General features: G+C 63.7%; 17 protein-coding genes. 11 read left to right on the plus strand and 6 right to left on the minus strand.

All coding sequences use genetic code 11. The features are described from left to right. Positions 1-350 precede the first annotated feature (350 nt). The 3 genes from IVA82_RS11595 to IVA82_RS11605 are packed head-to-tail and all read right to left on the minus strand — an operon-like array spanning position 351 to position 6,143. On the minus strand, positions 351-3,872 hold the full coding sequence (locus IVA82_RS11595) for an error-prone DNA polymerase (RefSeq protein ID WP_247385975.1): 3,522 nt from the start codon (positions 3,870-3,872) through the stop codon (positions 351-353). After that, positions 3,869-5,458, minus strand: a complete 1,590-nt coding sequence (locus tag IVA82_RS11600) for a DNA polymerase Y family protein (protein WP_247385973.1) — start codon at positions 5,456-5,458, stop codon at positions 3,869-3,871. Before IVA82_RS11600 ends, IVA82_RS11595 begins: the two co-directional genes overlap by 4 nt. Further along, positions 5,358-6,143, minus strand: coding sequence for a DNA repair protein (locus tag IVA82_RS11605; protein WP_247385971.1), 786 nt, complete (start codon positions 6,141-6,143; stop codon positions 5,358-5,360). The genes IVA82_RS11600 and IVA82_RS11605 overlap by 101 nt, the downstream gene beginning before the upstream one ends. 164 nt (positions 6,144-6,307) lie before the next feature. Between IVA82_RS11605 and IVA82_RS11610 the strand changes: the two genes are divergently transcribed. Both IVA82_RS11610 and IVA82_RS11615 read left to right on the plus strand, forming a co-directional pair. Next, positions 6,308-7,717 (plus strand): UdgX family uracil-DNA binding protein, encoded by a 1,410-nt coding sequence (locus tag IVA82_RS11610; protein ID WP_247385970.1) that lies wholly within the window; start codon positions 6,308-6,310, stop codon positions 7,715-7,717. Between the two features lie 97 nt (positions 7,718-7,814). Continuing rightward, the gene (locus IVA82_RS11615; protein ID WP_247385969.1) at positions 7,815-9,443 is read left to right on the plus strand and encodes an inorganic phosphate transporter; all 1,629 of its coding nucleotides are present in this window, start codon (positions 7,815-7,817) and stop codon (positions 9,441-9,443) included. A 74-nt stretch (positions 9,444-9,517) separates the two neighbouring features. Here the strand turns inward: IVA82_RS11615 and IVA82_RS11620 are convergent, their stop codons facing one another. Continuing rightward, positions 9,518-10,690: a M20 aminoacylase family protein gene (locus tag IVA82_RS11620; RefSeq protein WP_247385967.1), complete on the minus strand. Its 1,173-nt coding sequence runs from the start codon at positions 10,688-10,690 to the stop codon at positions 9,518-9,520. A gap of 176 nt (positions 10,691-10,866) precedes the next feature. On the opposite strand from IVA82_RS11620, the gene IVA82_RS11625 reads away from it, so the two are divergent. From IVA82_RS11625 to IVA82_RS11655, 7 genes are all read left to right on the plus strand, one after another. Next, positions 10,867-12,486 (plus strand): GMC family oxidoreductase N-terminal domain-containing protein, encoded by a 1,620-nt coding sequence (locus IVA82_RS11625; protein ID WP_247385965.1) that lies wholly within the window; start codon positions 10,867-10,869, stop codon positions 12,484-12,486. A 73-nt stretch (positions 12,487-12,559) separates the two neighbouring features. Further along, complete coding sequence (locus IVA82_RS11630) at positions 12,560-12,952, plus strand: transposase (protein ID WP_247385963.1); 393 nt, start codon at positions 12,560-12,562, stop codon at positions 12,950-12,952. A gap of 4 nt (positions 12,953-12,956) precedes the next feature. Next, on the plus strand, positions 12,957-13,301 hold the full coding sequence (locus IVA82_RS11635; RefSeq protein ID WP_247385962.1) for a transposase: 345 nt from the start codon (positions 12,957-12,959) through the stop codon (positions 13,299-13,301). Positions 13,302-13,496: 195 nt separating this feature from the next. Further along, positions 13,497-14,435 (plus strand): metallophosphoesterase, encoded by a 939-nt coding sequence (locus IVA82_RS11640; RefSeq protein ID WP_247381055.1) that lies wholly within the window; start codon positions 13,497-13,499, stop codon positions 14,433-14,435. Positions 14,436-14,459: 24 nt separating this feature from the next. After that, a complete protein-coding gene (locus tag IVA82_RS11645) occupies positions 14,460-14,786 on the plus strand; it encodes a cupredoxin family copper-binding protein (RefSeq protein WP_247381056.1) in 327 nt (108 codons plus the stop codon). 127 nt (positions 14,787-14,913) lie between these two features. Continuing rightward, entirely contained in the window at positions 14,914-15,462 is a 549-nt protein-coding gene (locus IVA82_RS11650) for a sigma-70 family RNA polymerase sigma factor (RefSeq protein WP_247381058.1), read from the plus strand. Next, entirely contained in the window at positions 15,459-16,223 is a 765-nt protein-coding gene (locus IVA82_RS11655) for an anti-sigma factor (RefSeq protein ID WP_247381060.1), read from the plus strand. Before IVA82_RS11650 ends, IVA82_RS11655 begins: the two co-directional genes overlap by 4 nt. A gap of 122 nt (positions 16,224-16,345) precedes the next feature. Here the strand turns inward: IVA82_RS11655 and hpnO are convergent, their stop codons facing one another. Then, positions 16,346-17,737 carry an aminobacteriohopanetriol synthase HpnO gene (gene hpnO, locus IVA82_RS11660; RefSeq protein WP_247381062.1) on the minus strand — a complete coding sequence of 464 codons (1,392 nt, stop codon included), beginning with the start codon at positions 17,735-17,737 and terminating at the stop codon, positions 16,346-16,348. A gap of 142 nt (positions 17,738-17,879) precedes the next feature. On the opposite strand from hpnO, the gene IVA82_RS11665 reads away from it, so the two are divergent. Next, entirely contained in the window at positions 17,880-18,509 is a 630-nt protein-coding gene (locus IVA82_RS11665) for a DUF2147 domain-containing protein (protein ID WP_247381063.1), read from the plus strand. On the opposite strand, the gene IVA82_RS11670 is transcribed toward IVA82_RS11665, so the two are convergent. Then, a complete protein-coding gene (locus IVA82_RS11670) occupies positions 18,477-21,065 on the minus strand; it encodes an MMPL family transporter (RefSeq protein WP_247381066.1) in 2,589 nt (862 codons plus the stop codon). The genes IVA82_RS11665 and IVA82_RS11670 overlap by 33 nt on opposite strands. A 459-nt stretch (positions 21,066-21,524) precedes the next feature. Here IVA82_RS11670 and ispH point away from each other — a divergent pair, with 459 nt between their 5' ends. Further along, the gene (ispH, locus tag IVA82_RS11675; RefSeq protein ID WP_247381068.1) at positions 21,525-22,451 is read left to right on the plus strand and encodes a 4-hydroxy-3-methylbut-2-enyl diphosphate reductase; all 927 of its coding nucleotides are present in this window, start codon (positions 21,525-21,527) and stop codon (positions 22,449-22,451) included. The last annotated feature ends 10 nt before the right edge of the window (positions 22,452-22,461 follow it).

Consider the following 22,461-nt stretch of genomic DNA (forward strand, 5'->3'; position numbering starts at 1 on the left):
CGCTCTCTCAGAGGGGTCCCGTCCTTGCTGGGCTTTGCCTCCACCCGTGCATGAAAGATCAGGGTACCGGGCTGCGCGCCCGACCGGATACAAGGTGATCTCATTCACGGCCCAGGCCTCGCATCACGTCACACCTGTTATCGTCATCGCGTGCGTTGCAGGGACGCCATTGTGGCGCCGAGCTCGTCGCGCTCAAGGCCGCTGCCGCGCCGTCTCCGGCGGTGGCCTACGGCCAGCCTTGACCGCTCCTCGCCGCGGCGCCCAAGACCGCCGCCATCAAGCGACGCCCTCTTGACAACTCACTCCCCATACAAGGATGACGGTGAGAGAGTTGTGGCTGGGAATTGCCCTCAATGAAAATCCCGTGACGGCGGCAGGATGCGGACGTTGCGGGGGTGGCGGATTTTCTGGGCGGGAGCATCCACGTGGTCGCGGCGGTCGTCGTTGAGCGGCTCGATCAGGTCGGCACCGGCGGGAACCGGATGCTTGCGGCTCAGCGCGTCATTGGCGAGGCCGATCAGATCCTGCGAGCGGTCGATCATGCGCTGGGCAATGAGATGCGTCACCTTTTCGGGGCTGCTCTGGATGTAGCCCTCGACCAAGATGAGACGCGCGCCCATCACCTCCTTCCTGTACTGCTCCATGATCTTGGGCCACACCACGACATTGGCGATGCCGGTTTCATCCTCCAGCGTCATGAACACGACGCCGCTGGCGCTGCCCGGCCGCTGCCGCACCAGCACCACGCCGGCGCAGCGGACCCGGCGCCGCTCGTTCTCATGACGGATGTCTTTGCAGGCGACGACGCGCTCACGCGAAAACATCTCGCGCAAAAATTCCATCGGATGGCCTTTGAGCGAAAGGCGGATAGTCTGGTAGTCCGCGACTACCTGTTCGGCGCGCGGCATCACCGGCAACGGTTTTGCGTGCTCGTCCGGCTGCTCGCGCGCGGTAGCCGCTTCGAACAACGGCAGCGGCACGTCGTCGGGCAGCCGCCGCACCTGCCACAGCGCCTCGCGGCGGTCGAGCCCGAGTGAGCGGAAGGCATCGGCGTCCGCCAGCAGGATCAGCGCGCGCTTGGGCAGGCCGGTGTCGCGGGCAAAATCCTCCAGCGAGGTGAAGGGCCGGCGATTGCGGGCGGCGACGATGCGGTCGGCCCAGTCTTCCTTCACCTCCCCCGCTTGCGGGGGAGGTCGTATCGCATCGAAAGATGCGATCCGGGTGAGGGCTCTCTCCTCTTGGGAAGCGTGAATCGCGGAGGCCCCCCCACCCCAACCCTCCCTCGCAAGCGGGAGAGGGAGCGCAATCCCGTCGTGGTTCGCGCTTCGCGCGCCCCGGAATGACAACTGAGAGCGTTTCAGGCGCTCCTCATCCTGATCCAGCCAATGGAAACCGTCGATCTGGCGAAATCCTAATCGCACGGCGCAGTATTTGCCGCTCCCCTCTTCCAGCGTGTTCTGCGCAAAGCTGTAGGACACGTCGATGTCGCGCACCTCGACGCCGTTCTTGCGGGCGTCGCTGACGATCTGCGCCGGAGCATAAAAGCCCATCGGCTGCGAGTTCAGCAGGCCGCAGCAGAACGCGTCGGGATGATAGTGCTTTAGCCAGGACGAGATGTAGACGAGCTGCGCGAAGCTCGCGGCATGGCTTTCCGGGAAGCCGTAACTGCCAAAACCCTTGATCTGCTCGAAACAATTCTTCGCAAACTGCGGATCGTAACCCCGTCGGATCATATTGCCAATCATTTTATCTTCGAAGTTGCCAATGGTGCCAACGTTGCGAAAAGTTGCCATGGCACGACGCAATCCGTTGGCTTCCTCCGAGGTAAATCCTGCAGCCACGATCGCGATACGCATTGCTTGTTCCTGAAACAGCGGAACGCCAAGCGTCTTGTACAGGACATTACGAAGCTCATCCTTATTGCCGCCCTTGGGATAGGGATATTCGATATCCTCGGGCCGCATTTTCCGCCGCCGCAAATAAGGATGGACCATATCGCCCTGGATCGGTCCCGGCCGCACGATCGCAACTTCGATCACGAGATCGTAGAATGTCCGGGGTTTCAGGCGCGGCAGCATGTTCATCTGCGCACGGCTTTCGACCTGAAATACACCGAGAGATTCCCCCCGCTGCAGCATTTGATAAACCTCGTCGTCATCCTCCGATTTAATATCTGCAAGCTCGTAACGCTTGCCCTTGTGATCCGCGATCAAATCGAAACACTTGCGGATGCAGGTCAGCATGCCCAGCGCCAGCACGTCGACCTTCATCATGTTGAGTGCATCGACATCGTCCTTGTCCCATTCGATGAAGGTACGGTCGTCCATCGCGGCGTTACCGATCGGCACATAGGTGTCGAGCCGGTCTTGCGTGAGCACATAGCCGCCGACATGCTGGGAGAGATGGCGCGGAAATTCGATCAGCTCGGTCGCAAGCTCGACGGCGAGGTTGATCATCGGATTCTTGGGATCGAGCCCCGCCTGCGTGACCTGCATGTCGTTGAGGCCCTTGCCCCAGCTTCCCCAGACGGTGTCGGCGAGCGCGGCGGTGACGTCCTCGGTCAGGCCCAGCGCCTTGCCGACATCGCGGATGGCGCTGCGCGGGCGATAATGGATGACGGTGGCGATGATCGCGGCGCGGTGGCGGCCGTAGCGGCGATAGACATATTGCATCACCTCCTCGCGGCGCGAATGCTCGAAATCGACGTCGATGTCCGGCGGCTCCAGCCGCTCCTTGGAGATGAAGCGCTCGAACAGCAGGTCGACCTTGGTCGGATCGACCGAGGTGATGCCGAGCACGTAGCAGACGGCTGAGTTCGCCGCCGATCCCCGTCCCTGGCACAGAATGTTCTGGCTGCGTGCATAATGCACGATGTCGTGCACGGTGAGGAAGTAGTGCGCGTATTTCAGCTCGGCGATCAGCGCGAGCTCTTTCTTCAGGGTGGCGCGAAGCTTGTCGTCGATATTATCGCCGAAATACTTCTGCACGCCCGCCCGGGTCAGGTCCTCCAGGTGCTCTTGCGCGGTCTTGCCCGGTGGCACCGGCTCGTCCGGGTACTGGTATTTGAGCTGGTCGAGCGAGAAGTTGATCTTGTCCGCAAAGCGCATGGTCTCCGCGATCGCATCGGGGAAATCGCGGAACAGCCGCGACATTTCTCCGGGGGTCTTCAAAAACCGCTCGGCATTGGCCTCGAGCTTCCTGCCGATCGCATCGATCGTGGTCTTTCCCCGGATGCAGGTCAGCACGTCCTGCAAGGGACGGCGCGCGGGGTGGTGATAGAGCACTTCGTTGGTCGCAAGCAGCGGCACTTTTGCTGCCGCTGCGAGATCACCGAGCCGCATCAGGCGGCGCCGGTCGTCGCCGCGATAGAGCAGGCTCGCCGCCAACCACACGCCCTCGGCGCGACTTGCCTTGAGTTTTGCGAGAATATCCAGTGCTTGCGCCGGCTCGAACCGATGCGGCAGCGTCAGGACCAAAAGCTGACCTTCCGAAAACGCCAGGAGGTCAGCAAAAGTGAGATGGCACTCTCCCTTCTCGATCCGCGTGATATCGTCGCCACGCTTGCCTTTGGTGAGAAGCTGGCACAGCCGGCCGTAAGCCGCGCGGTCGCGCGGATAGACCAGAATGTCGGGCGTGCCGTCGATGAAGACGATGCGCGCGCCGATCAGCAGCTTCGGCTTGTTCAGCACCTCGGCATTGTCGAGCTCCTTGTAGGCACGCACGACGCCGGCAAGCGTGTTGTGATCGGCGATGCCGATCGCGGGAACGCCAAGGATGCTGGCCTGGTGCACATAGGCGCGTGGATCCGAGCCGCCGCGCAGGAAGGAGAAATTGGTGGTGATGCCGATCTCGGCATAGGCTGATGTCGTCATGCGAAGAGACCGTGCACATACCAGTTGGCGGGAACGGGCGTACCCTCGTCATCGATGAGCTCGTTGTCGTAAAGACCGTCGCGAAAGATCCAGAAGCGCAGGCCTTCGGCATCTTCGATGCGAAAATAATCCCGCGTCAGCTGCTTGCCGTCCTGCCGCCACCATTCCATGGCGATGCGTTCGGGCCCCTCCACCCGCACCACCGCATGCAGCGCGCGCCGCCAGGTGAATTGATGCGGGGCGCCGTCCGGGACGGTTGCGAACGGCACCTTGATCGGCTCCGGCCTGTCGAACAGCCGCAAGGGCCGCAGCGGCGGTTCGCTCGCGACGCGCGCCGGCCATTCGGCCTGCATGGTGGCGGCGAGATGATGCTGCGCAGGCGCGGCCAGCACCGCATGCTCCGGAATATGGGTGTCCTGCGGCAGGTGCACGACGACGCGCTTACCGCCGATGCGCGCGGCGATGCGGTCGATCAGTGCGGCGAGTTCGTCATTGTCGTGGACATGGGCGTCGAGATCGCGCTGCTCCTGCACCACGATCTCGGTGCGGCTGGCCGACAGCCGCACCATGTCGAAGCCGAAACCGGGGTCGAGGGGATCGGCGAGCGCATCGAGACGCTCGCGGAACAGACGGTCGATGACCGCGCTTTGCGTCACCGGACGCCCGGTCTCGACCATGATCGCACGCACCACGCCGTCGGTACGGAAGAACGCGGCCTCCAGCCGCCGCGCGCCCTTGCCCTGCTTCTCCATGGAGGCGATCAGCGTGTCGGCGAGCCGCGACAACGTCATCGCGATCATGGTGTCGGTCGCGATCGGCTCGGCAAAGCGTTTTTCCACGATGTAGTCGGGCAGCGGTTTTCGCGGGCTGATCGGTGCATCGCCCTGCCCCAGCGCATGCGCGAGCAGCGTGGAGAATCGCGCGCCGAACCGTGCCGTGATCTCATGGGAGCTGCGGGAGGTGACATCGCCGATGGTTTTCAGGCCGGCACGGCGCAGGCCGGTGGTGATGGCCTCGCCGGCACCGAGTGCGGACACCGGCAGGGCGCTGATCGCCTCCGCCTCCCCGCCATCGGCGACGATGGTGCCAGGTGCCTGCCGCGTCAGCGTGCGCGCACAGACCGAGGTGCCGGCGATCGCCGCGCTGATCGCAAAACCCTGGCGGGAAAGCGCACGGACCAGCGTCTGCAACAGCGCGGCTTCGCCGCCGAACAGATGCGCACAGCCGGTGATGTCCAGGAACAGCCCATGCGGCGGATCGAGCGCCACCAGCGGCGTGAAGCGGTCGCACCAGTCGGCGATGTCGCTGAGCGTCTTTGCATCGGCCGTGACATCGGCGTCGAACACTTTTAGATCCGGACACATCGCCCGCGCATTGGCCAAGGGCAGGCCGATGTGCAGGCCGAGGCGCTCGGCGGCCTCGTCGAGCGCATGGATCACCAGCGCGTTGTTGTCCTTGGCGACGACGATGCCGGGCTCATTATTACTACCCAGCTCGCCGTTGAAGAACCGCTTGATCCGGTCGATGGGCAGGCGCGGCAGCCACAGGCTGAGGATACGCCGACGATTCAGAGAACTGGCACTCATCACACTTCCATTCCATGATCCACCGGCCGCACGGGCCATGACGATTGCGCAAGAGCTCGGCATCGAAGCGCGGCGCGCCCCAGGCACTCCATATCGCGCCCGGCGGCGAATGCGCCGCGCGCAGCATCCATCGTGTCTCTGCGGTCGAGGGCAAAGGCTGCGCGGCCATCCGCAGCAGCAGGCCGGTCACGCCGGATGACTGCGCGGCCAACGTCAGCTTGCGGCTTGCCACGAGGTCGAACTGTCTGGTCTCGCCCCAGAGCTCGAGCACGACGGCGCCAAGCGCGTCGCAGGCGAGCGCGTCGGCCGAGGTGCGCAGCGCGCTCTCCACATCGGCGGCACGCACCATCACCACGCGGCGCGGATCGAGGCCGAGCTCGGCGAGCCCGTGCATCGACAGCGCGCCTGTTTCCGTGTCCGAAAATTCCTGTCGCACCCACAGCAACGGCTTGCGCTCCGTCACACGACCCGCAAGCCCGCTGACAAAGCCCGTCGCGGCCGTGCCCTGGCGGCCCTCACAAAACACCTCGTGGATCGCCGCGCGCGCGAGCCCGCCCTGCAGTGCCCCATCGGCTTCCGGGTGGCCCAGTGCCACGCGATCGCGATGATGCACGGTATCCGAAATCTCGATGCGCTCGATCTGGCTGCGCAAGGTCGCAAGCGCGCTCCTACGTGCGCCGCTCATGCTCGCCACTCCTTCAGAGGTGATTGCCGTGGCTCTCGAAAAGAGACCAACAGCTGGCTCATTTGTTCATGATATGTTCTAATATAAAGCTAACGGGCGCACGAGAGTCAATCGAATTGGCGCGTCTGCAGATTCATGAGCGGAATCAATAGGATTCGAGTGCCATGTACCTCATTACCCTGGACTGTGAGACCGATTTCGACGGCTGGCGTAAAGCCGCACGCGCATTCGCGCTGCATCATGTCGCACCGGCGGACGTGACGTGGCGCGTCCAAGGCCAAATAAAAGACCAGGCGCCACCCGGCCTGTCCGAAGCGCCGAGCCTTCCGCCGATCGAGACCGAGGGCACGTTCACCGTGCCGGCCAACTTCATCGAGCTTGCACGCATCGCGATCCTGCATCGCGACGATGAGCGCTTTGCGCTGCTGTATCGCCTGCTGTGGCGGTTGAAGGCCGATCACGATCTTCTGGAAACGATGACCGATCCCGACGTGACGCAGGTCGCGACGATGGCAGGCGCAGTGCAGCGCGATGCGCAGCGGATGCGCGACCTCGTCCGCTTCCGCGAGATCGGGCGCGAGCAAAAGGCGCATTACGCCGCTTGGTTCGAGCCGGAGCATCACATCGTCGCATTCGCCGCGCCGTTCTTCGCGCGTCGTTTTGCCGATATGCCATGGTCGATCCTCACGCCTGATGTTTGTGCCCATTGGAACGGTCACGCGATCTCCTTCACGCCCGGGATCAGCCGGACGGAATGGCCTACCCCTGGCCGCCTGGAGGAAACCTGGCGGCGCCATTTCCAGCCCGACCGGCTAACGACGACTGACGCGCCGGTGAAGCGCCGGAGGAACCTCCAGGACACATCAATACTTGGATCGATACTTGGACCTCTGCTCGCTGATGCCGAACGCTGGACCGGCGGACGGATCTCCCCACGCCCGGAACCGATTATGGGACGCAAACCTGCCACCGACAATCTCGAAGCCCTCCGCGAGGAGGCCGCGCACTGCCGCGCCTGCCATCTCTACAAGGACGCGACCCAGACCGTATTCGGCGAAGGCCCGAAGTCAGCCAACATCATGCTGGTCGGCGAACAGCCCGGCGACAAGGAAGACCTCGCCGGCCATCCCTTCGTCGGTCCGGCCGGCCAGATGCTCGACCGCGCGCTGGAGGAGGCCGGCGTCGACCGCAAGAAGGTCTATGTCACCAACGCGGTCAAACACTTCAAATTCGTGCCGCGCGGAAAAATCCGCCTGCACCAGAAGCCGAACACGCCGGAAATCAAGGCGTGCCGGCAATGGTATGAGCGGGAAGTTTCGGCAATCCAGCCCGACCTCGTCGTGGCGATGGGCGCGACCGCCGCGCAAAGCGTGTTCGGCAAGATCACCCCGATCGGCAAGAACCGCGGCCGGCTGATCGAGCTTCCCGACGGCCACAAGGCGCTGGTGACGGTGCATCCGTCCTACCTGCTGCGGCTACCAGATCCGGAAGCCAAGGCGTTGGAATATCGGCGCTTTGTCGAAGATTTGAAGATCGCCGCCGATTTGCAGAAGAAAGCCGCGCGGGCCGCCTAAATACTGGCAAGAAAGCGGCTTTCACGCCTCGGTTGTCATCCAGCCTTCAAATCCATCGCGGACAATACCCTTACTTGAAAGTTAAGGGCGTCCAGACATGACCGATGTTGCATTCGACCGCGCGGTAGCCGATCCCGCGCCGATCCAGCCGGCGTCGCGGCCAAATCTCGACAAGGGCTTCAACCCGCTGACGATGATCCTGTTCTTCGGCATCCTCGCCACAGGCCTGCTGTTCGTCGCCTACAGCATCTATGTCGACGTCAACGCGACCGGCGCGCGCGTGACGACCTACCTGCCCTATATCCTGCTGTTCGTCGCGCTCCTGATTGCGCTCGGCTTCGAGTTCGTCAACGGCTTTCACGACACCGCCAATGCGGTGGCAACCGTGATCTACACCCATTCGCTGCCGGCCGAAGTCGCCGTGATGTGGTCCGGCTTCTTCAACTTCCTCGGCGTGCTCATGTCCTCCGGTGCGGTCGCCTTCGGCATCGTCTCGCTGCTGCCAGTGGAGCTGATCCTCCAGGTCGGCTCCAGCGCCGGCTTCGCGATGGTGTTCGCGCTGCTGATCGCCGCAATCCTGTGGAATCTCGGCACCTGGTCCTTCGGCCTGCCGGCCTCCTGCTCGCACACACTGATCGGCTCGATCATTGGCGTCGGTATCGCCAACGCGGTCATGCGCGGCCGCGACGGCACCTCGGGCGTGGACTGGAGCAAGGCGACCGAGATCGGCTATGCGCTGTTGCTGTCGCCGCTGGTCGGCTTCATCTGCGCCGCCCTGCTGTTGCTGGCGCTCAAGTTCATCGTGCGCAACCCGGCGCTCTATGCTGCACCCGAAGGCAACAAGGCGCCGCCGCTCTGGATCCGCGGTCTGCTGATCGCGACCTGCACCGGCGTCAGCTTTGCGCACGGCTCCAACGACGGCCAGAAGGGCATGGGCCTGATCATGCTGATCCTGATCGGCACTGTACCGACGGCCTATGCGCTCAACCGCGCACTGCCGGAATCGCAAGTCGTCCAGTTCCAGAAGACCTCCGATGCCGCCTCCAGGGTGATCGCGGCGAAGGGCGCCGGCCACAGCATCATCGGCGATCCCCGTCCAGCGGTGACGCAGTACATCGCGCTGCACCACATCAACGAGGGCACCTATCCCTCGCTCGCCGCGCTGGTGAAGGACGTCGGCGATCAGGTCGCCAGGTACGGCTCACTGACCAAGGTGCCGGCGGAAGCCGTCGGCAACACCCGCAACGACATGTACCTGACCTCGGAAGCGATCCGCTTCCTGATGAAGGACAAGGAAAACGATCTCAACAAGGAGGAGATCGCCACCCTGAACGCCTATAAGGGCTCGCTCGATGCTGCCACGAAGTTCATCCCGACCTGGGTAAAGATCGCGGTGGCGATCGCGCTCGGCCTCGGCACCATGATCGGCTGGAAACGCATCGTGGTCACAGTCGGCGAGAAGATCGGCAAGACCCATCTCACCTATGCGCAAGGCGCCTCGGCCGAGCTCGTCGCCGTCGCAACGATCGGAGCCGCCGATGTGTTTGGCCTGCCGGTCTCGACGACGCATGTGCTGTCGTCCGGCGTTGCCGGTACCATGGCGGCGAACGGCTCCGGCCTGCAATGGTCGACGATCCGCAACCTGCTGATGGCCTGGGTACTGACGCTGCCCTGCGCCATCGCATTGTCGGCCACGCTCTACGGGATCTTTTCGCGGATCTTCTGAGAGATCACGTCCTCAAAAGACAAAGGGCCCGTGCGATGGACGGGCCCTTTTCCTTGTGGTTCAGCGTCCCGGGCTTATGACGCCGCGAGCGATTCCTCGACCAGCTTGACCCAGTAGGATGTGCCAAAGACGATCGCCTCGTCGTTGAAATTGTAGGCGGGATGATGCAGGCCGGCGCTGTCGCCGTTGCCGCAGAAGATGAAGGCGCCAGGCCGCGCTTCCAGCATGTAGGAAAAATCCTCCCCGCCCATCAGCGGCGCCATATCGAGCACGTTGGCTTCGCCCGCGACCTGCTGGGCGATGCGCCGCGCCACCTCGGTCTCCGCGGCATGATTGTTCACGACAGGGTAATTGCGCTTGTAGTGCAGGTCGATCGTGGCACCGGTGATCTGGGCCACGCCCGCCACCACTTCGCGGACGCGCTTCTCGACGAGCTTGCGCACCTCCGGCGTCAGCGTCCGGATGGTGCCCTTCAGCTCCGCGGACTGAGGAATGACATTGCGGGCGTTGCCGGCGTGGAACTCGCAGATCGAGATAACGGCCGATTCCAGCGGATCGACGCTGCGTGCAACGATCGACTGCAACGCGGTGATCAGTTGCGCGCCGACCAGGACGGAATCGATGCATTTGTGCGGACGCGCGGCGTGGCCGCCGAGGCCCTCGATCTTGATGTCGACCTCGTCGGTCGCCGCCATGATCGGACCCGGCCGGATCGCGAACGAGCCGACCGGAATGCCGGGGCCATTGTGCATGCCGTAGACCTGCTCGATGCCGAAGCGCTCCATTAGCCCGTCCTTGACCATGGCCGCACCGCCGGCGCCGCCCTCCTCGGCCGGCTGAAAGATCACCACCGCATGGCCGGCGAAATTGCGGGTCTCGGCCAGGTAGCGCGCGGCGCCGAGCAGCATCGCGGTGTGGCCGTCATGACCGCAGGCGTGCATCTTGCCGGGAATCCTGGAGGCGTAAGGCAGGTTGGTCTGCTCCTCGACCGGCAGCGCGTCCATGTCGGCGCGCAAGCCGATCGCCTTGAGCCCCTCGCCGGCCGGCTTGTTGCCCTTGATCACGCCGACCACGCCAGTCTGGCCGAGGCCCGTCACGACTTCATCGCAGCCGAACTCACGCAAGCGGTCCGCAACGAATGCTGCGGTGCGGTGGACGTCATACAGGAGCTCGGGGTGCTGATGGATGTCCCGCCGCCAGGTCTGGATATCGGGTTGAAGGTCGGCGACGCGGTTCACGATGGGCATGGATGGGTCTCAAGCTTTGTTGGAAATACAGAACTGTCTACCATGCAAGCGCCAGTCCACCCAACGGCCGCGGAAGGAGGTCTGGCCCTGCCCGCCCGGCATGGCCGGGCTTGTACCGGTCCGCTGCGTCTGCCTATTAGGGCGGAACGTTAAGCGATCATCCGGGTGGAAGCAGAATGCCAAGGCGGCTCGAAGGTGAATTTGACTACATCGTTGTCGGAGCCGGCACGGCCGGCTGCATCGTCGCCAACCGACTGTCGGCCGATCCAAAAAACCGCGTGCTGATCCTGGAGGCCGGCGGCGACGACAACTGGATCTGGTTCCACATTCCCGTCGGCTATCTCTTCGCCATCGGTAATCCGCGCTCGGACTGGATGTTCAAGACCGAGGCCGAACCGGGCCTCAACGGCCGTTCGCTTGCCTATCCCCGCGGCAAGGTGATCGGCGGCTCTTCGGCGATCAACGCCATGATCTCGATGCGCGGACAGGCCGCCGATTACGATCATTGGCGCCAGCTCGGCATGACCGGCTGGGGCTATGACGACGTGCTGCCGCTGTTCAAGCGGCTCGAGGATCACTTCCTCGGCGCAAGCGAGCATCACGGCGCGGGCGGCGGCTGGCGCATCGAGGCGCCGCGGCTGTCATGGGCCGTTCTCGATGCGGTGGGCGATGCCGCCGAGGAGATGGGGATCAGGCGCATCCCGGATTTCAACACCGGCGACAACGAGGGCACCAGCTATTTCCACGTCAACCAGAAGCGCGGCCGGCGCTGGTCGGCGGCACGCGGCTTTCTCAAGCCCGCGCTGAACCGCCCCAATCTGCGCCTTGAGAAGCACGTGCTGGTCGACCGCCTGATCATCGAGCAGGGCCGCGCCGTCGGCGTCCGCTTCATCCAGAACGGCGAGATCATCGAGGCACGCGCCAGGCGCGAGGTGATCCTCTCGGCAGGCGCGATCGGCTCGGTGCAAGTGCTGCATCGCTCCGGCATCGGGCCTGCCGACTGGCTCTCGCCGCTCGGCGTCGATATCGTGATGGACAAGCCCGGCGTTGGCCGCAATCTCCAAGATCATCTCCAGCAACGCGCGATCTACAAGGTCGAGGGCGTGCGCACGCTGAACGAGACCTATTACAACCTGGTCCGCCGCGGCTTGATGGGACTCGATTACGCCTTCCGCCGACGCGGCCCGCTGACCATGGCGCCCTCCCAGCTCGGCATCTTCACGCGCTCGGATGCAACGCGCGCGCGCGCCAACATTCAGTTCCACGTACAGCCGCTGTCGCTCGACAAGTTCGGCGATCCCCTGCACCGCTTCCCCGCGATCACGGTCAGCGCCTGCAATTTGCAGCCGACCTCGCGCGGCAGCGTGCGCCTGCGTTCGGCCGCGCCGGACGAGAAGCCGATCATCGCGCCGAATTATCTGTCGACGGATGACGACCGCCAGGTCGCCGCCGACGCCATTCGCACCACGCGCCGCCTGATGCAGCAGAAGGCGCTGGCCAAATACCGCCCGAGCGAATATCTGCCCGGCCCCTCCGTCGGCGACGACGATGCCTCGCTCGCCAAGGCCGCCGGCGATATCGGCACCACCATCTTTCACCCGGTCGGCACCGCGAAGATGGGGACGGCCAACGATCCCATGGCCGTCGTCGACGAGCGCCTGCGCTTCTACGGCCTCGGTGGCTTGCGCGTCATCGACGCCTCGATCATGCCGACCATCACCTCGGGCAACACCAACACGCCGACCGCAATGATCGCCGAGAAGGGCGCGACTATGATCCTGGAGGATGCGAAGTAACTGCGTAGCCTGGATGGAGCGCAGAGACTGGGCAAGAATCTGGCCGTTAGCTCGAAGCAGTGTACGATTCGGCATGGCGAATCGCATGTTCAAGACCGGGGTTAGCCGGGATCAGGTGAGCCTTCTGCCTGCGCGGGTGGAGGATTATGTGGGTGGCGACAACCCTGTTCGCGCGATCGAGGCGTTTGTTGCCACGCTGGATCTTGAGCGGCTTGGCTTCGGCCATGCCGGGTCAGGCGGCGGGGCAGGACAACCGCCTTACGATCCCGCCGATCTGCTGAAGCTCTATCTTTATGGCTACACCAACCGGATCCGCTCCTCGCGGGCGCTCGAGCGCGAGGCCGGGCGCAACCTCGAACTGATCTGGCTGATGAAGCAATTGGTGCCGGGCTATCGCACCATTGCCAATTTCCGCCGGGACAATTGGAAGGCGCTCGACGCGCACCGTCCGGCGCTGGGAGCATGAAGCCGTGCTGGAACGGCATCGCGCGCGGATGCAGGACGCCGACGGCCGAATGCGCCGCCGGGCCGAACTCGCCGAACACCCCTTCGGTACCCTCAAATGCCGCGCCGGCTACCGCCACTTCCTCGTCCGCGGCTTCGACAAGGTGCGCGGCGAATGGAGCCTGATGGCGCTCTGCTACAACCTCACCCGCGTGCTCAACATCCTCGGCTTCGACGGCCTCATGTCCTATCTGGCCGAACGCGCCGCAAACTGGGCGCTGTTACTGCCGACACTCCTCAAAGCCATTGTCAGCACGCTACAAACCCTCACGCCGCATCTCCGAGCTAAAATTCACCCGGTCTTCCAATAAAGCCCGGTACAAAGGGCAAACCGAATTCTTGCCCAGCCTCGCAGCGAAATCCGGGGATTGCCGGGTCCCGCATTCCGCTTCATACGGGCTACGATACTCGTCACCTCACGAAAACGTCATCGTCCCCCACGAATAAACCCGCCCCTCCTCCAATCACCTCCCCGAAGCCCAATTCCGGGCGCGAGGAGATGCGCAATGAGCGGACACGATCACAGGGACGACGGCGTCAGCCGCCGCAAGGTGCTGGAATGCATGACCTGGGCGGGTACCGGCGTGCTGTGGACCATCACGGGCGGCGTGCCACGCTCGCTCGGCATCATCGATTCCGCGCAGGCCGCGGCCGCGCCCGGCATGACCTTCCTGCAGATCAGCGACAGTCATGTCGGCTTCGACAAGCCGGCCAATCCCAATGCGCTGGGCACGCTGGAGGAAGCCATCAACAAGATCAACGCGATGCCGGCCAAGCCGTCGTTCATGATCCACACCGGCGATATCACCCATCTATCGAAGGCCGCCGAGTTCGACAATGCCGAGCGCATCATCTCGCAGAGCAAGCTGGACGTGCACTACGTGCCAGGCGAGCATGATTTCCTCGATGAGGAAGTGAAGTTCTACCGCGAGCGCTACGGCCGCGGCACCAAGGGCCAGGGCTGGTATTCGTTCGACGCCGGCGGCGTGCACTTCATCGGCCTCGTCAACGTCGTCGACCTCAAAGCAGGGGGGCTCGGCAATCTTGGCGCCGAGCAACTCGCCTGGCTCGAGGACGATCTCCGCGGCAAGTCGAAGTCGACGCCGATCGTGCTGTTCGCGCACATCCCGCTCTGGACCGTTTACCCCGAATGGGGCTGGGGCACCGAGGACGGTGGCCGCGCGCTCGAATACGTCAAGGGTTTTGGCTCGGTCACTGTGCTGAACGGCCACATCCACCAGGTGATGCAGAAGGTCGAGGGCAACGTCACCTTCCACACCGCGCGCTCCACCGCCTTCCCGCAGCCGGCGCCGGGAGCCGCTCCCTCGCCCGGACCGATGAAGGTCGAGGACGCAAAACTGCGCGCGATGCTCGGGGTTGCCAGCATCAACTTCAAGCAGAACGAGCAGCGGCTCGCCATCATCGACACGCCGCTCCAGGGTTGATCCCGGGCTGAACGGGAGCTGACAATGAAGACACTCAATCGCCGCGACTTCGCTGTCGCCGTGGCCGCGGCCATCCTGCTGCCCGTCACAAGCGCCCGCGCCGACGACAACATGGAAGTGCATATCGACAATTTCGTCTTCCAGCCGGCCGAGCTCAAGATCAAGCTCGGCACCACCGTAACCTGGACCAACCGGGACGACATTCCCCACACCATTGTGTCGGCCGGCAAGTTCAGGTCCAAGACCCTGGACACTGACGACAAGTTCTCCTTCACCTTCACCAATGCGGGCGACTACAAATATTTTTGTTCGTTGCACCCGCACATGACGGGGATGATCAAGGTTGAGTAACATCTCGAACCAAGGCATCAACGTCCTGCCCGGCCGGGGGTCCCACGCCGGCCGGGTTCGTGCGCTTTCAGTCACGCATAGGGACGAAACGAAGCAGCAAGCAAAACAAGAGGCAAAGCGAGAGGCGATGCCCGTCACCGACGATCTGCAGAAGGCGCAGCGCTTCCGCGAGGCGGCGCTGCCTTATCTTGACGACGTCTACACGCTCGCGCGCTATCTGTTGCGCGATGCCTCCGACGCCGAGGACGCCGTACAGGAATGCTATCTGCGCGCGCTGAAGCACTTTGACAGCTATCGCGGGCCGGCAATGAAGCCCTGGCTGTTCGCAATCCTGCGCAACGTCTGCAACGCAGAATACGCAAGGCGCGCACATTCGCATACCGCGATCGAGGATACGCCTGAAGTCGCCGAGCAGACGCCAATATGGCAAGAGACCGAGGCGAGCCCGGAGACGGAAGTGCTGCGCAGCCGCGACGCCGGCGCCGTTCGCAAGCTGATCGATGCGCTTGCCGAACCGTTCAAGGAAACCTTCGTGCTGCGCGAGATCAGCAATCTGTCCTATCGTGAAATCGCCGAAGCCGTCGGCGCGCCTGTCGGCACCGTGATGTCCCGCCTCGCACGCGCCCGCGCCATGCTGCGCGCGGCCTGGATGGCGGAAGAGGAGCACTCGAAATGACCTGCGACGAAGCAAAGATCCTGCTTCACGCGCTGCTCGACAACGAGCTCGATGCCGGCCATGCGCGCGAGGTCGAGGCGCATATCGCAAGCTGCCCGGCCTGCGCCGCGGAGCTTGCGGCACAACGCGAGATGCAACGCGTGCTCGCCGACACCAGCCTGCGCTACACTGCGCCGGCAAACTTGCGCGCCCGGATCGAGGCGTCGATCCCGCAACCGCAGCGGCAGCCGACGCGCCGCTCCGTGCTGCGCGGATTTGCCATGGGCTCGGCGGTCTCAGCGCTCGCCGCCTCCGGCGTCGTCGCCGTCGTGCTGCGCCAGGACGACCAGCAGCGCATCCTCTCGGAAGTCGTCTCTGCCCATCTGCGCTCGCTTCAGGCCGGCCACCTTACGGACGTGATCTCGACCGACCAGCACACCGTCAAGCCGTGGTTCAACGGCAAGCTCGACGTCGCCCCGCCCGTGATCGATCTCGCCGCGCAGGGTTTTACGCTGGTCGGCGGCCGGCTCGACTATATCGACGCGCGCGCCATCGGCGCCGTCGTCTACCGGCGGCGACAACACGTGATCAACCTGTTCGTGTCGCAGACCGCCAGCACCGAGCACCGGCCGCCGAAGACTCAGACGATGCAGGGCTTCAACTGCCGCCGCTGGGGCAATCGCGGTCTGAACTTCTGGGCCGTCAGCGATCTCGGCACTGACGAACTCGCCGAGTTCGTCGACAAATTCGAGGCGGCGATGAAGGCGAATGTAGAGGGGTAGCAGCCTCTACCGTCATTGCGAGGAGCCCTTGCGACGAAGCAATCCAGACTGTCTCTTTGGAGGTAGTCTGGATTGCTTCGCTACGCTCGCAATGACGATCGTCGAAGAGACCCGGCAAAAAATCAGGCCGACCTTCTCACCGCGTTGTCCACTAGCGTCTTGCCGAGCGACCAGATCGCGCCGGGGACCTTGTGGCTGCCGGCGATGACGTCGTCGAAGGCGCGCTCGATCCAGCTGCAGTCTTCTTCGGTGATCGTGAGCGGCGGCAACAGCTTGATGGTATGGCTGCCGTGACCGGCAACCTGGGTCAGGATCTTGTGATCCTTGAACAGCGGCACGGTGATGAGCTGGCAGAACAAGCCTTTGTTGGCCGCCTCCAGCACGTTCCACGAGGCCTTCAGGCGCAGCGATTTCGGCGGGCCGAACTCGATGCCGATCATCAGGCCCTTGCCGCGCACTTCCTTCATCAGCTCGTAGCCGGGCACCATGCGCGTCAGGGCCAGCCGCAGCTCGGCGCCGCGCTTGGCGGCGGACTCGATCAGCTTCTCGGACTCCATGACATCGAGCGTGGCGATGCCCGCGGCCATTGCCAGGTCGTTCTTGGAGAAGGTGGAGCCGTGCACCACCGCACGATCCATCTGGTTGAAGATCTTGTCGAAGATGCTCTTGCGCGTCAGCACCGCGCCGACCGGCACATGGCCGCCCGACAGCGATTTCGAGAGCAGCACCATGTCGGGCTCGACGTTCCAGTGCTCGACCGCAAGGAAGCGGCCGGTACGGCCCATGCCGGTCTGGATCTCGTCGGCGACAAACAGCGTGCCGTATTTCTTGCAGAGCGCAGCCGCGCCCGGCAGGAACTCGTCGGAGGGCATGTTGACGCCCTTGCCCTGGATCGGCTCGACGATGAAAGCGGCCACTTCGCGCGAGGCCAGCGCCTTCTCGAGCGCGGCCAGATCGTTGAACGGGACCGAGCTGCAGCCCGGCAGCAACGGCTCGAAACCGCCGCGGAAGTTCGAATCGCCGGTCAGCGAGAGCGCGCCATAGGTCAGGCCGTGATAGGCGTGGGCACAATAGACGATCCCGGGGCGCCCGGTGGCGCCGCGGGCGAACTTGATCGCCGCCTCGACACATTCGGCGCCGGAATTGGCGAAGAACGCCTTGTCGAGATAGGGGACGTATTTCAAAAGCCGCTCGGCGAGCACACCGGCGAGCACCGAGACATCGAACTGGACCAGATTGGGCAGATCGGCATCGAGCACGCTCTTGAGCGCCTCGCGCATGACCGGATGATTGCGCCCGATCGCGAACACGCCAAAGCCGGACAACAGGTCGAGATAGCGCGCGCCGTCGCGATCGTAGAGGTACTGTCCCTGCCCCTTCTGGAAGCCGACGTCGTAGCCGATCGTCTTCAGGACCCGAACGAACTGCTCGTTCAGGTACCGGTTATGCAGGGAGCTCCGCTGGGCCTGACGGTCCGCGAACAGCTGAGACATGTCTGGATTTGGACTGTTCATCCGCTACATACTTCGATTGAGGGCCGCTTCGTCAACTGAAAACGGTCAGCAAACGGAAAAGGGCCTGTGCGGCCTTTTGCCCTTTTTCGGACCATCTTCGCAAGCACAGCTTTAGACCATGTTGCACTGCCGAGGAACACTCATGCGTTTGACCATTTACACCGGAATATTACTGGCTGCCGGTTTCAGCTGCCTGACCCCGGCGCTCGCAGCCGATCCTACCGGCGACTGGCGGGTCGCCGATGATGTCGCCAACATCCGTGTCGCGCAGTGCAATGGCAGCATGTGGGGCGCGGTCGCTTGGGAGAAAACCCCCGGCGGGCGCGACGAAAATAATCCCGATGTGTCAAAAAAGAACAGGCCGACGCTGGGCATGCCCACCCTGATCGACATGAAGAAGAAGCCCGGCGTCGATCAGTGGGAAGGACAGGTCTACAACGCAAAGGATGGCCAGCTCTACAGCGCAACCATCACGCCCGTCGGTACCGATCAACTCGAGATCAAGGGCTGCGTGATGGGCTTCCTCTGCGGCGGCGAGACCTGGACGCGGGTCGGCCCCCCGATCCCTGCGAGCCCCGCCAACACTGCCGCCAAGGGCGCGCCGAAGACCACCGGCGCGGCACCCAAAGCCGCAGGAACGGCGGCCGCCGCACCTACGCCGGCCACCGCAGCCCCGAAGAGCGCCGCTGCAGCCAAGCCGGGTCAGAAGGGCGTCGCCGACGCCGTCGGCGACATCTGCCTACTCCCTGAGATTGCGGGGTTTGCCCATTAGGGCCGGCTGGAACAGCAGCACGGCGGCGAGCGTCGTCACCAGCGAGAGCGCCAGCAGCTTGCCCATGCTGGACGTACCGGGATGGCTCGACAGCCACAGGCTGCCGAACGCGGTCGCCGTCGTCAGCGCGCTGAAAAAGATCGCACGCGTCAGGCTGGTCTGGAGCAGGTTAGTTCTGCCTGAGCGCCAGGCCACGACATAATAGATCTTGAAGGCGACGCCGACGCCGAGCAGCAACGGGAACGCGACGATGTTGGCGAAGTTGAGCGGCAGTCCGATCAACACGCAGATCTCGAGTGTCACCGCGCCCGCAACCAGAAGCGGCACCAGCGTCATCAGCACATCGACGAACCGGCGCAGCGTGATCCACAACAGCAAGCCGATCACCAGCAGCGCGTAGATGCCGGCGTGGATGAACGCCTTCACCACTGTGTCGCCGGATTTCAGGATCGAGACCGGCCCGCCAATCGCGGTCGGCTCGGCGGCGAGCACGGCTGCCGCGAATTTACGCAGCGTGTCGTTGTCGTTGGGATCGCCCTTCGGCAGTGCTTCGACGCGGATGACGCCGTCCTTGCTCTTCCAGCCGCTGACGAGATCAGGCGGCAGCGATTTTAGAGTAACCGGTTCGGCCTGCATTGCGTTCCGGAGCTGGTCGAACACGATCTTCATCGGCGTCACGAACACGTCCTGCGCCTTGTTGCGCGTGGCCTCATCTGCATTGGCGAGCTTCTCGAGCCCATCCGCAAGCCGCCGCGAAGCGACTGCGCCGGGGCCCTTCGCGTCGCCGGCGGTCCTGCGCAGATTGTCGACGGCGGATTTCAGCGACTCGACATTCTCCTGGTCCGAGGGCGCCGCGTCGATCTGGTCCGGATTGAGCGCGGGGTTCAGCACCTTGGCGCCCTGCGCGAGCAGCTTCAGCTTCGGCGGCTGGTCCTCCGGCACGAAGCTGTTGAGCGACATCACCCGCAGCACTTCCGGCACCTTTTCCAGCTTCGCCTCGACCTGTTTGGCCTGCTCCTCAGACGTCGTCATCACGTTGATGGCGTTGGCGCCGGTGTTGGGATCGTTGCGCAGGTCGAGGAAAGTCGCGATCGACTCGGCCCTCGGGTTCCGCAGGTTCATGGGGTTGAAGTCGAACTTCATAAAATAGAGCAACGGCAGGCCGCCGAGCGCCAGCAGCAACGTGCCGCCGACAATCAGCACGCGATGCTTCTCCAGGAAATGATCGAGCGGCGCCAGGAAGGCGTAGCCGACCGGCTCCTGCTCGCCGGGCGGATTCAGAAGCTTCAAGAGCGCCGGCAGTACGGTGATCGAGGAGATGAAGGCCACCAGCATGCCGACGCCCGCGATCTGGCCGAGTTCGGCAATGCCCTTGTAGTCGGTGGGGATGAAGCAGAGAAACCCGGCCGCGGTGGCCATCGCCGCGAGCGACAATGGTATCGCCGAGCGCTTCGCCGCCAGCACCAGCGCGCCGGTGAGATCGTTGTGCTTGTAGCGCTCCGAGCGGTAGCGGACGCTGTACTGGATGCCGAAGTCGACCCCCAGCCCGACGAACAGCACCGCGAACGCGATCGACAGCAAATTGAGCGAGCCGACCATCATCAGGCCGGCGGCAGTCGTCAGCGCAAGGCCGACGAAGAGATTGATGAACACCGCAAAGATGATCTTCGCCGAGTGCAGTGCCAGCCATAGGATGAGCAGCACGACGAGCACGGTGCCGATGCCGTTGACGACGGCGCCCTCCTGTACGGTGGCGTATTCCTCATTGGCGATCGGCACCGGGCCGGTCAGCCGCACACGCGCCTGATATTTGGTCGGGAAATTCAGCTCGGCCGCAGCCTTGCGGATCGCGTCGGTGGCGTCCTTGCCGGGCTCCAGCGCGTTGTAGTCGAGGATCGGCTTGAACTCGATGAAGGTGCGCTTATCCGAGTCCGACAGCGGCTCGTCGCTGACGAGCTCACGCCAGGAGAAGCTGGCATTACCCTTGTTCAGCACAGTCTCGACCGTCTGCGCGATCAGATTGAAGGGCCGCTCGGTGTTTTCGAGCTTCACCTGACCGCGCTTGACCCCGGCAAGTCCCGTTTCCAGCGCGCCGGTCAGGCCGCGGATCGAGGGATCGCCGGCCATGATCTCGATCAGAGGCGCCGCGGATTCAAACTGGCCGGTCATCTTGCCGACCTCCTCGGTCGGCAGGAACAACAGGCCGTTCTTCTCGAAGAACTCACCGGAGCCGAGCTGCTGCACCGACTGGAAGTTGGTCTTGTCGTCCTTCAGCTTGGCAAAGAGCGCATCCGCCGCGGCGCTCGCCATCTCCGGCGTCCTGGCCTCGACGACAGCCGTGATCGTCGCATCCCGGTCGAAGGAGCGGTCGAACTGCTGGTCGCGCTGGCGCCAGTCCAGATTCTGGGCAATCAGCGAATTGATGTCGGTGTTGATGGCGAAGTGCCGCGACGTGTAGTAGCCCGCTCCCACCGCCAGCAGGAGCCCGAGGACGACGACGAGGGAGGCAAACCGGGTGCAGGCCCTGACGGTGGCAACGACGACGCTTTGCAGCACTTCTTTTCTTTCTGCGGTTAACAGCTTGCCGGAAACGCCCGCTGTTTATCGGAGTTCCCAGGCGAAACCTATTGCTGTTTTGAGTGGCACTCGCCGGAACAAGGTTCGAAGTAAACGGCTTGGAGAGCGAAGCAAAATCATGCGGGTGGTCGGTATAGACGGGGACTTGAGGCGGGAAAGTGACGGAGGGGGAGCACAAATGCCGCCATGGCTCGGCTGGTGCTTGACTACTATAGTACCGCAAGCTGGGCCCGATATGGAACCCCGCGTGCTTGCACCTTTCCTTGCTGCCGATTTTTTGACACAAAGTGCTGTGCCCTCCTACGCTCGGAACCCCAAGCAGGTGGGCAGCTACCGCCTACGCGAACCAATGGTGCGGATATTGCAGCTGATTGGTTAGTATCGGAGTGCCGCTGGGGCGATTGAGCTGATTGGTGCAACTTACGTGATGGGCAGCCAATGGAAGTTTATCTGGCGCAACCGCGCGGTTTCTGCGCGGGCGTGGTGCGTGCAATTGAGATCGTGGAACGGGCCCTGCAGAAGTACGGCCCGCCCGTCTACGTGCGGCATGAGATCGTGCACAATAAATACGTTGTCGAGAGCCTGAAGAACAAAGGCGCGATCTTCGTCGAGGAGCTCTCCGATGTGCCGCCCAAGGCCGTGACCGTGTTCAGCGCCCATGGCGTGGCCCGCAGCGTCGAGGAAGAGGCCGCCGCGCGCGACCTTCCGGTGCTGAATGCCACCTGCCCCCTGGTCACGAAAGTTCACAATCAGGGGAAGCGCTACATCACCAAGGGCCGCACCCTGATCCTGATCGGCCATGCCGGCCATCCCGAAGTCGAAGGCACGATGGGCCAGGTTCCGGGGCCGGTGCTGTTGGTCCAGAGCGTTGACGAGGTTAAGGCACTGACACTGCCTGCAGATACGCCAGTGGCCTACATCACCCAGACTACCCTGTCGGTCGACGACACCAGGGACATTATCGGCGCCATCCAGGCCAGGTTTACAGATATTCAAGGTCCTGACATCCGGGATATCTGCTATGCGACACAGAACCGCCAATCTGCGGTAAGGGACCTGAGCAAGCTGGTCGACGTGATCTTGGTGGTGGGCGCCGCCAATAGCTCGAACTCGAATCGGCTCCGCGAAATCGGCACCGAGGCCGGCGTCGCGAGTTATCTGATCGCCGACGGCAGCAAGCTCGATCCGGAGTGGTTGAAAGGTGCCAGGACCGTCGGCCTCACGGCCGGCGCATCGGCGCCTGAGGTATTGGTGGATGACGTGATTGAAGCTCTGCGGCGGATCGGACCCGTGACGGTCTCGGTGCTCCCGGGCCGCGAGGAGAACATCGAATTCCGGCTTCCGGCCGAACTGGCTGCGAGCTGACCTACCCGAA

The sequence above is a fragment of the Bradyrhizobium sp. 142 genome, assembly GCF_023074015.1.
Lineage (GTDB): Bacteria > Pseudomonadota > Alphaproteobacteria > Rhizobiales > Xanthobacteraceae > Bradyrhizobium.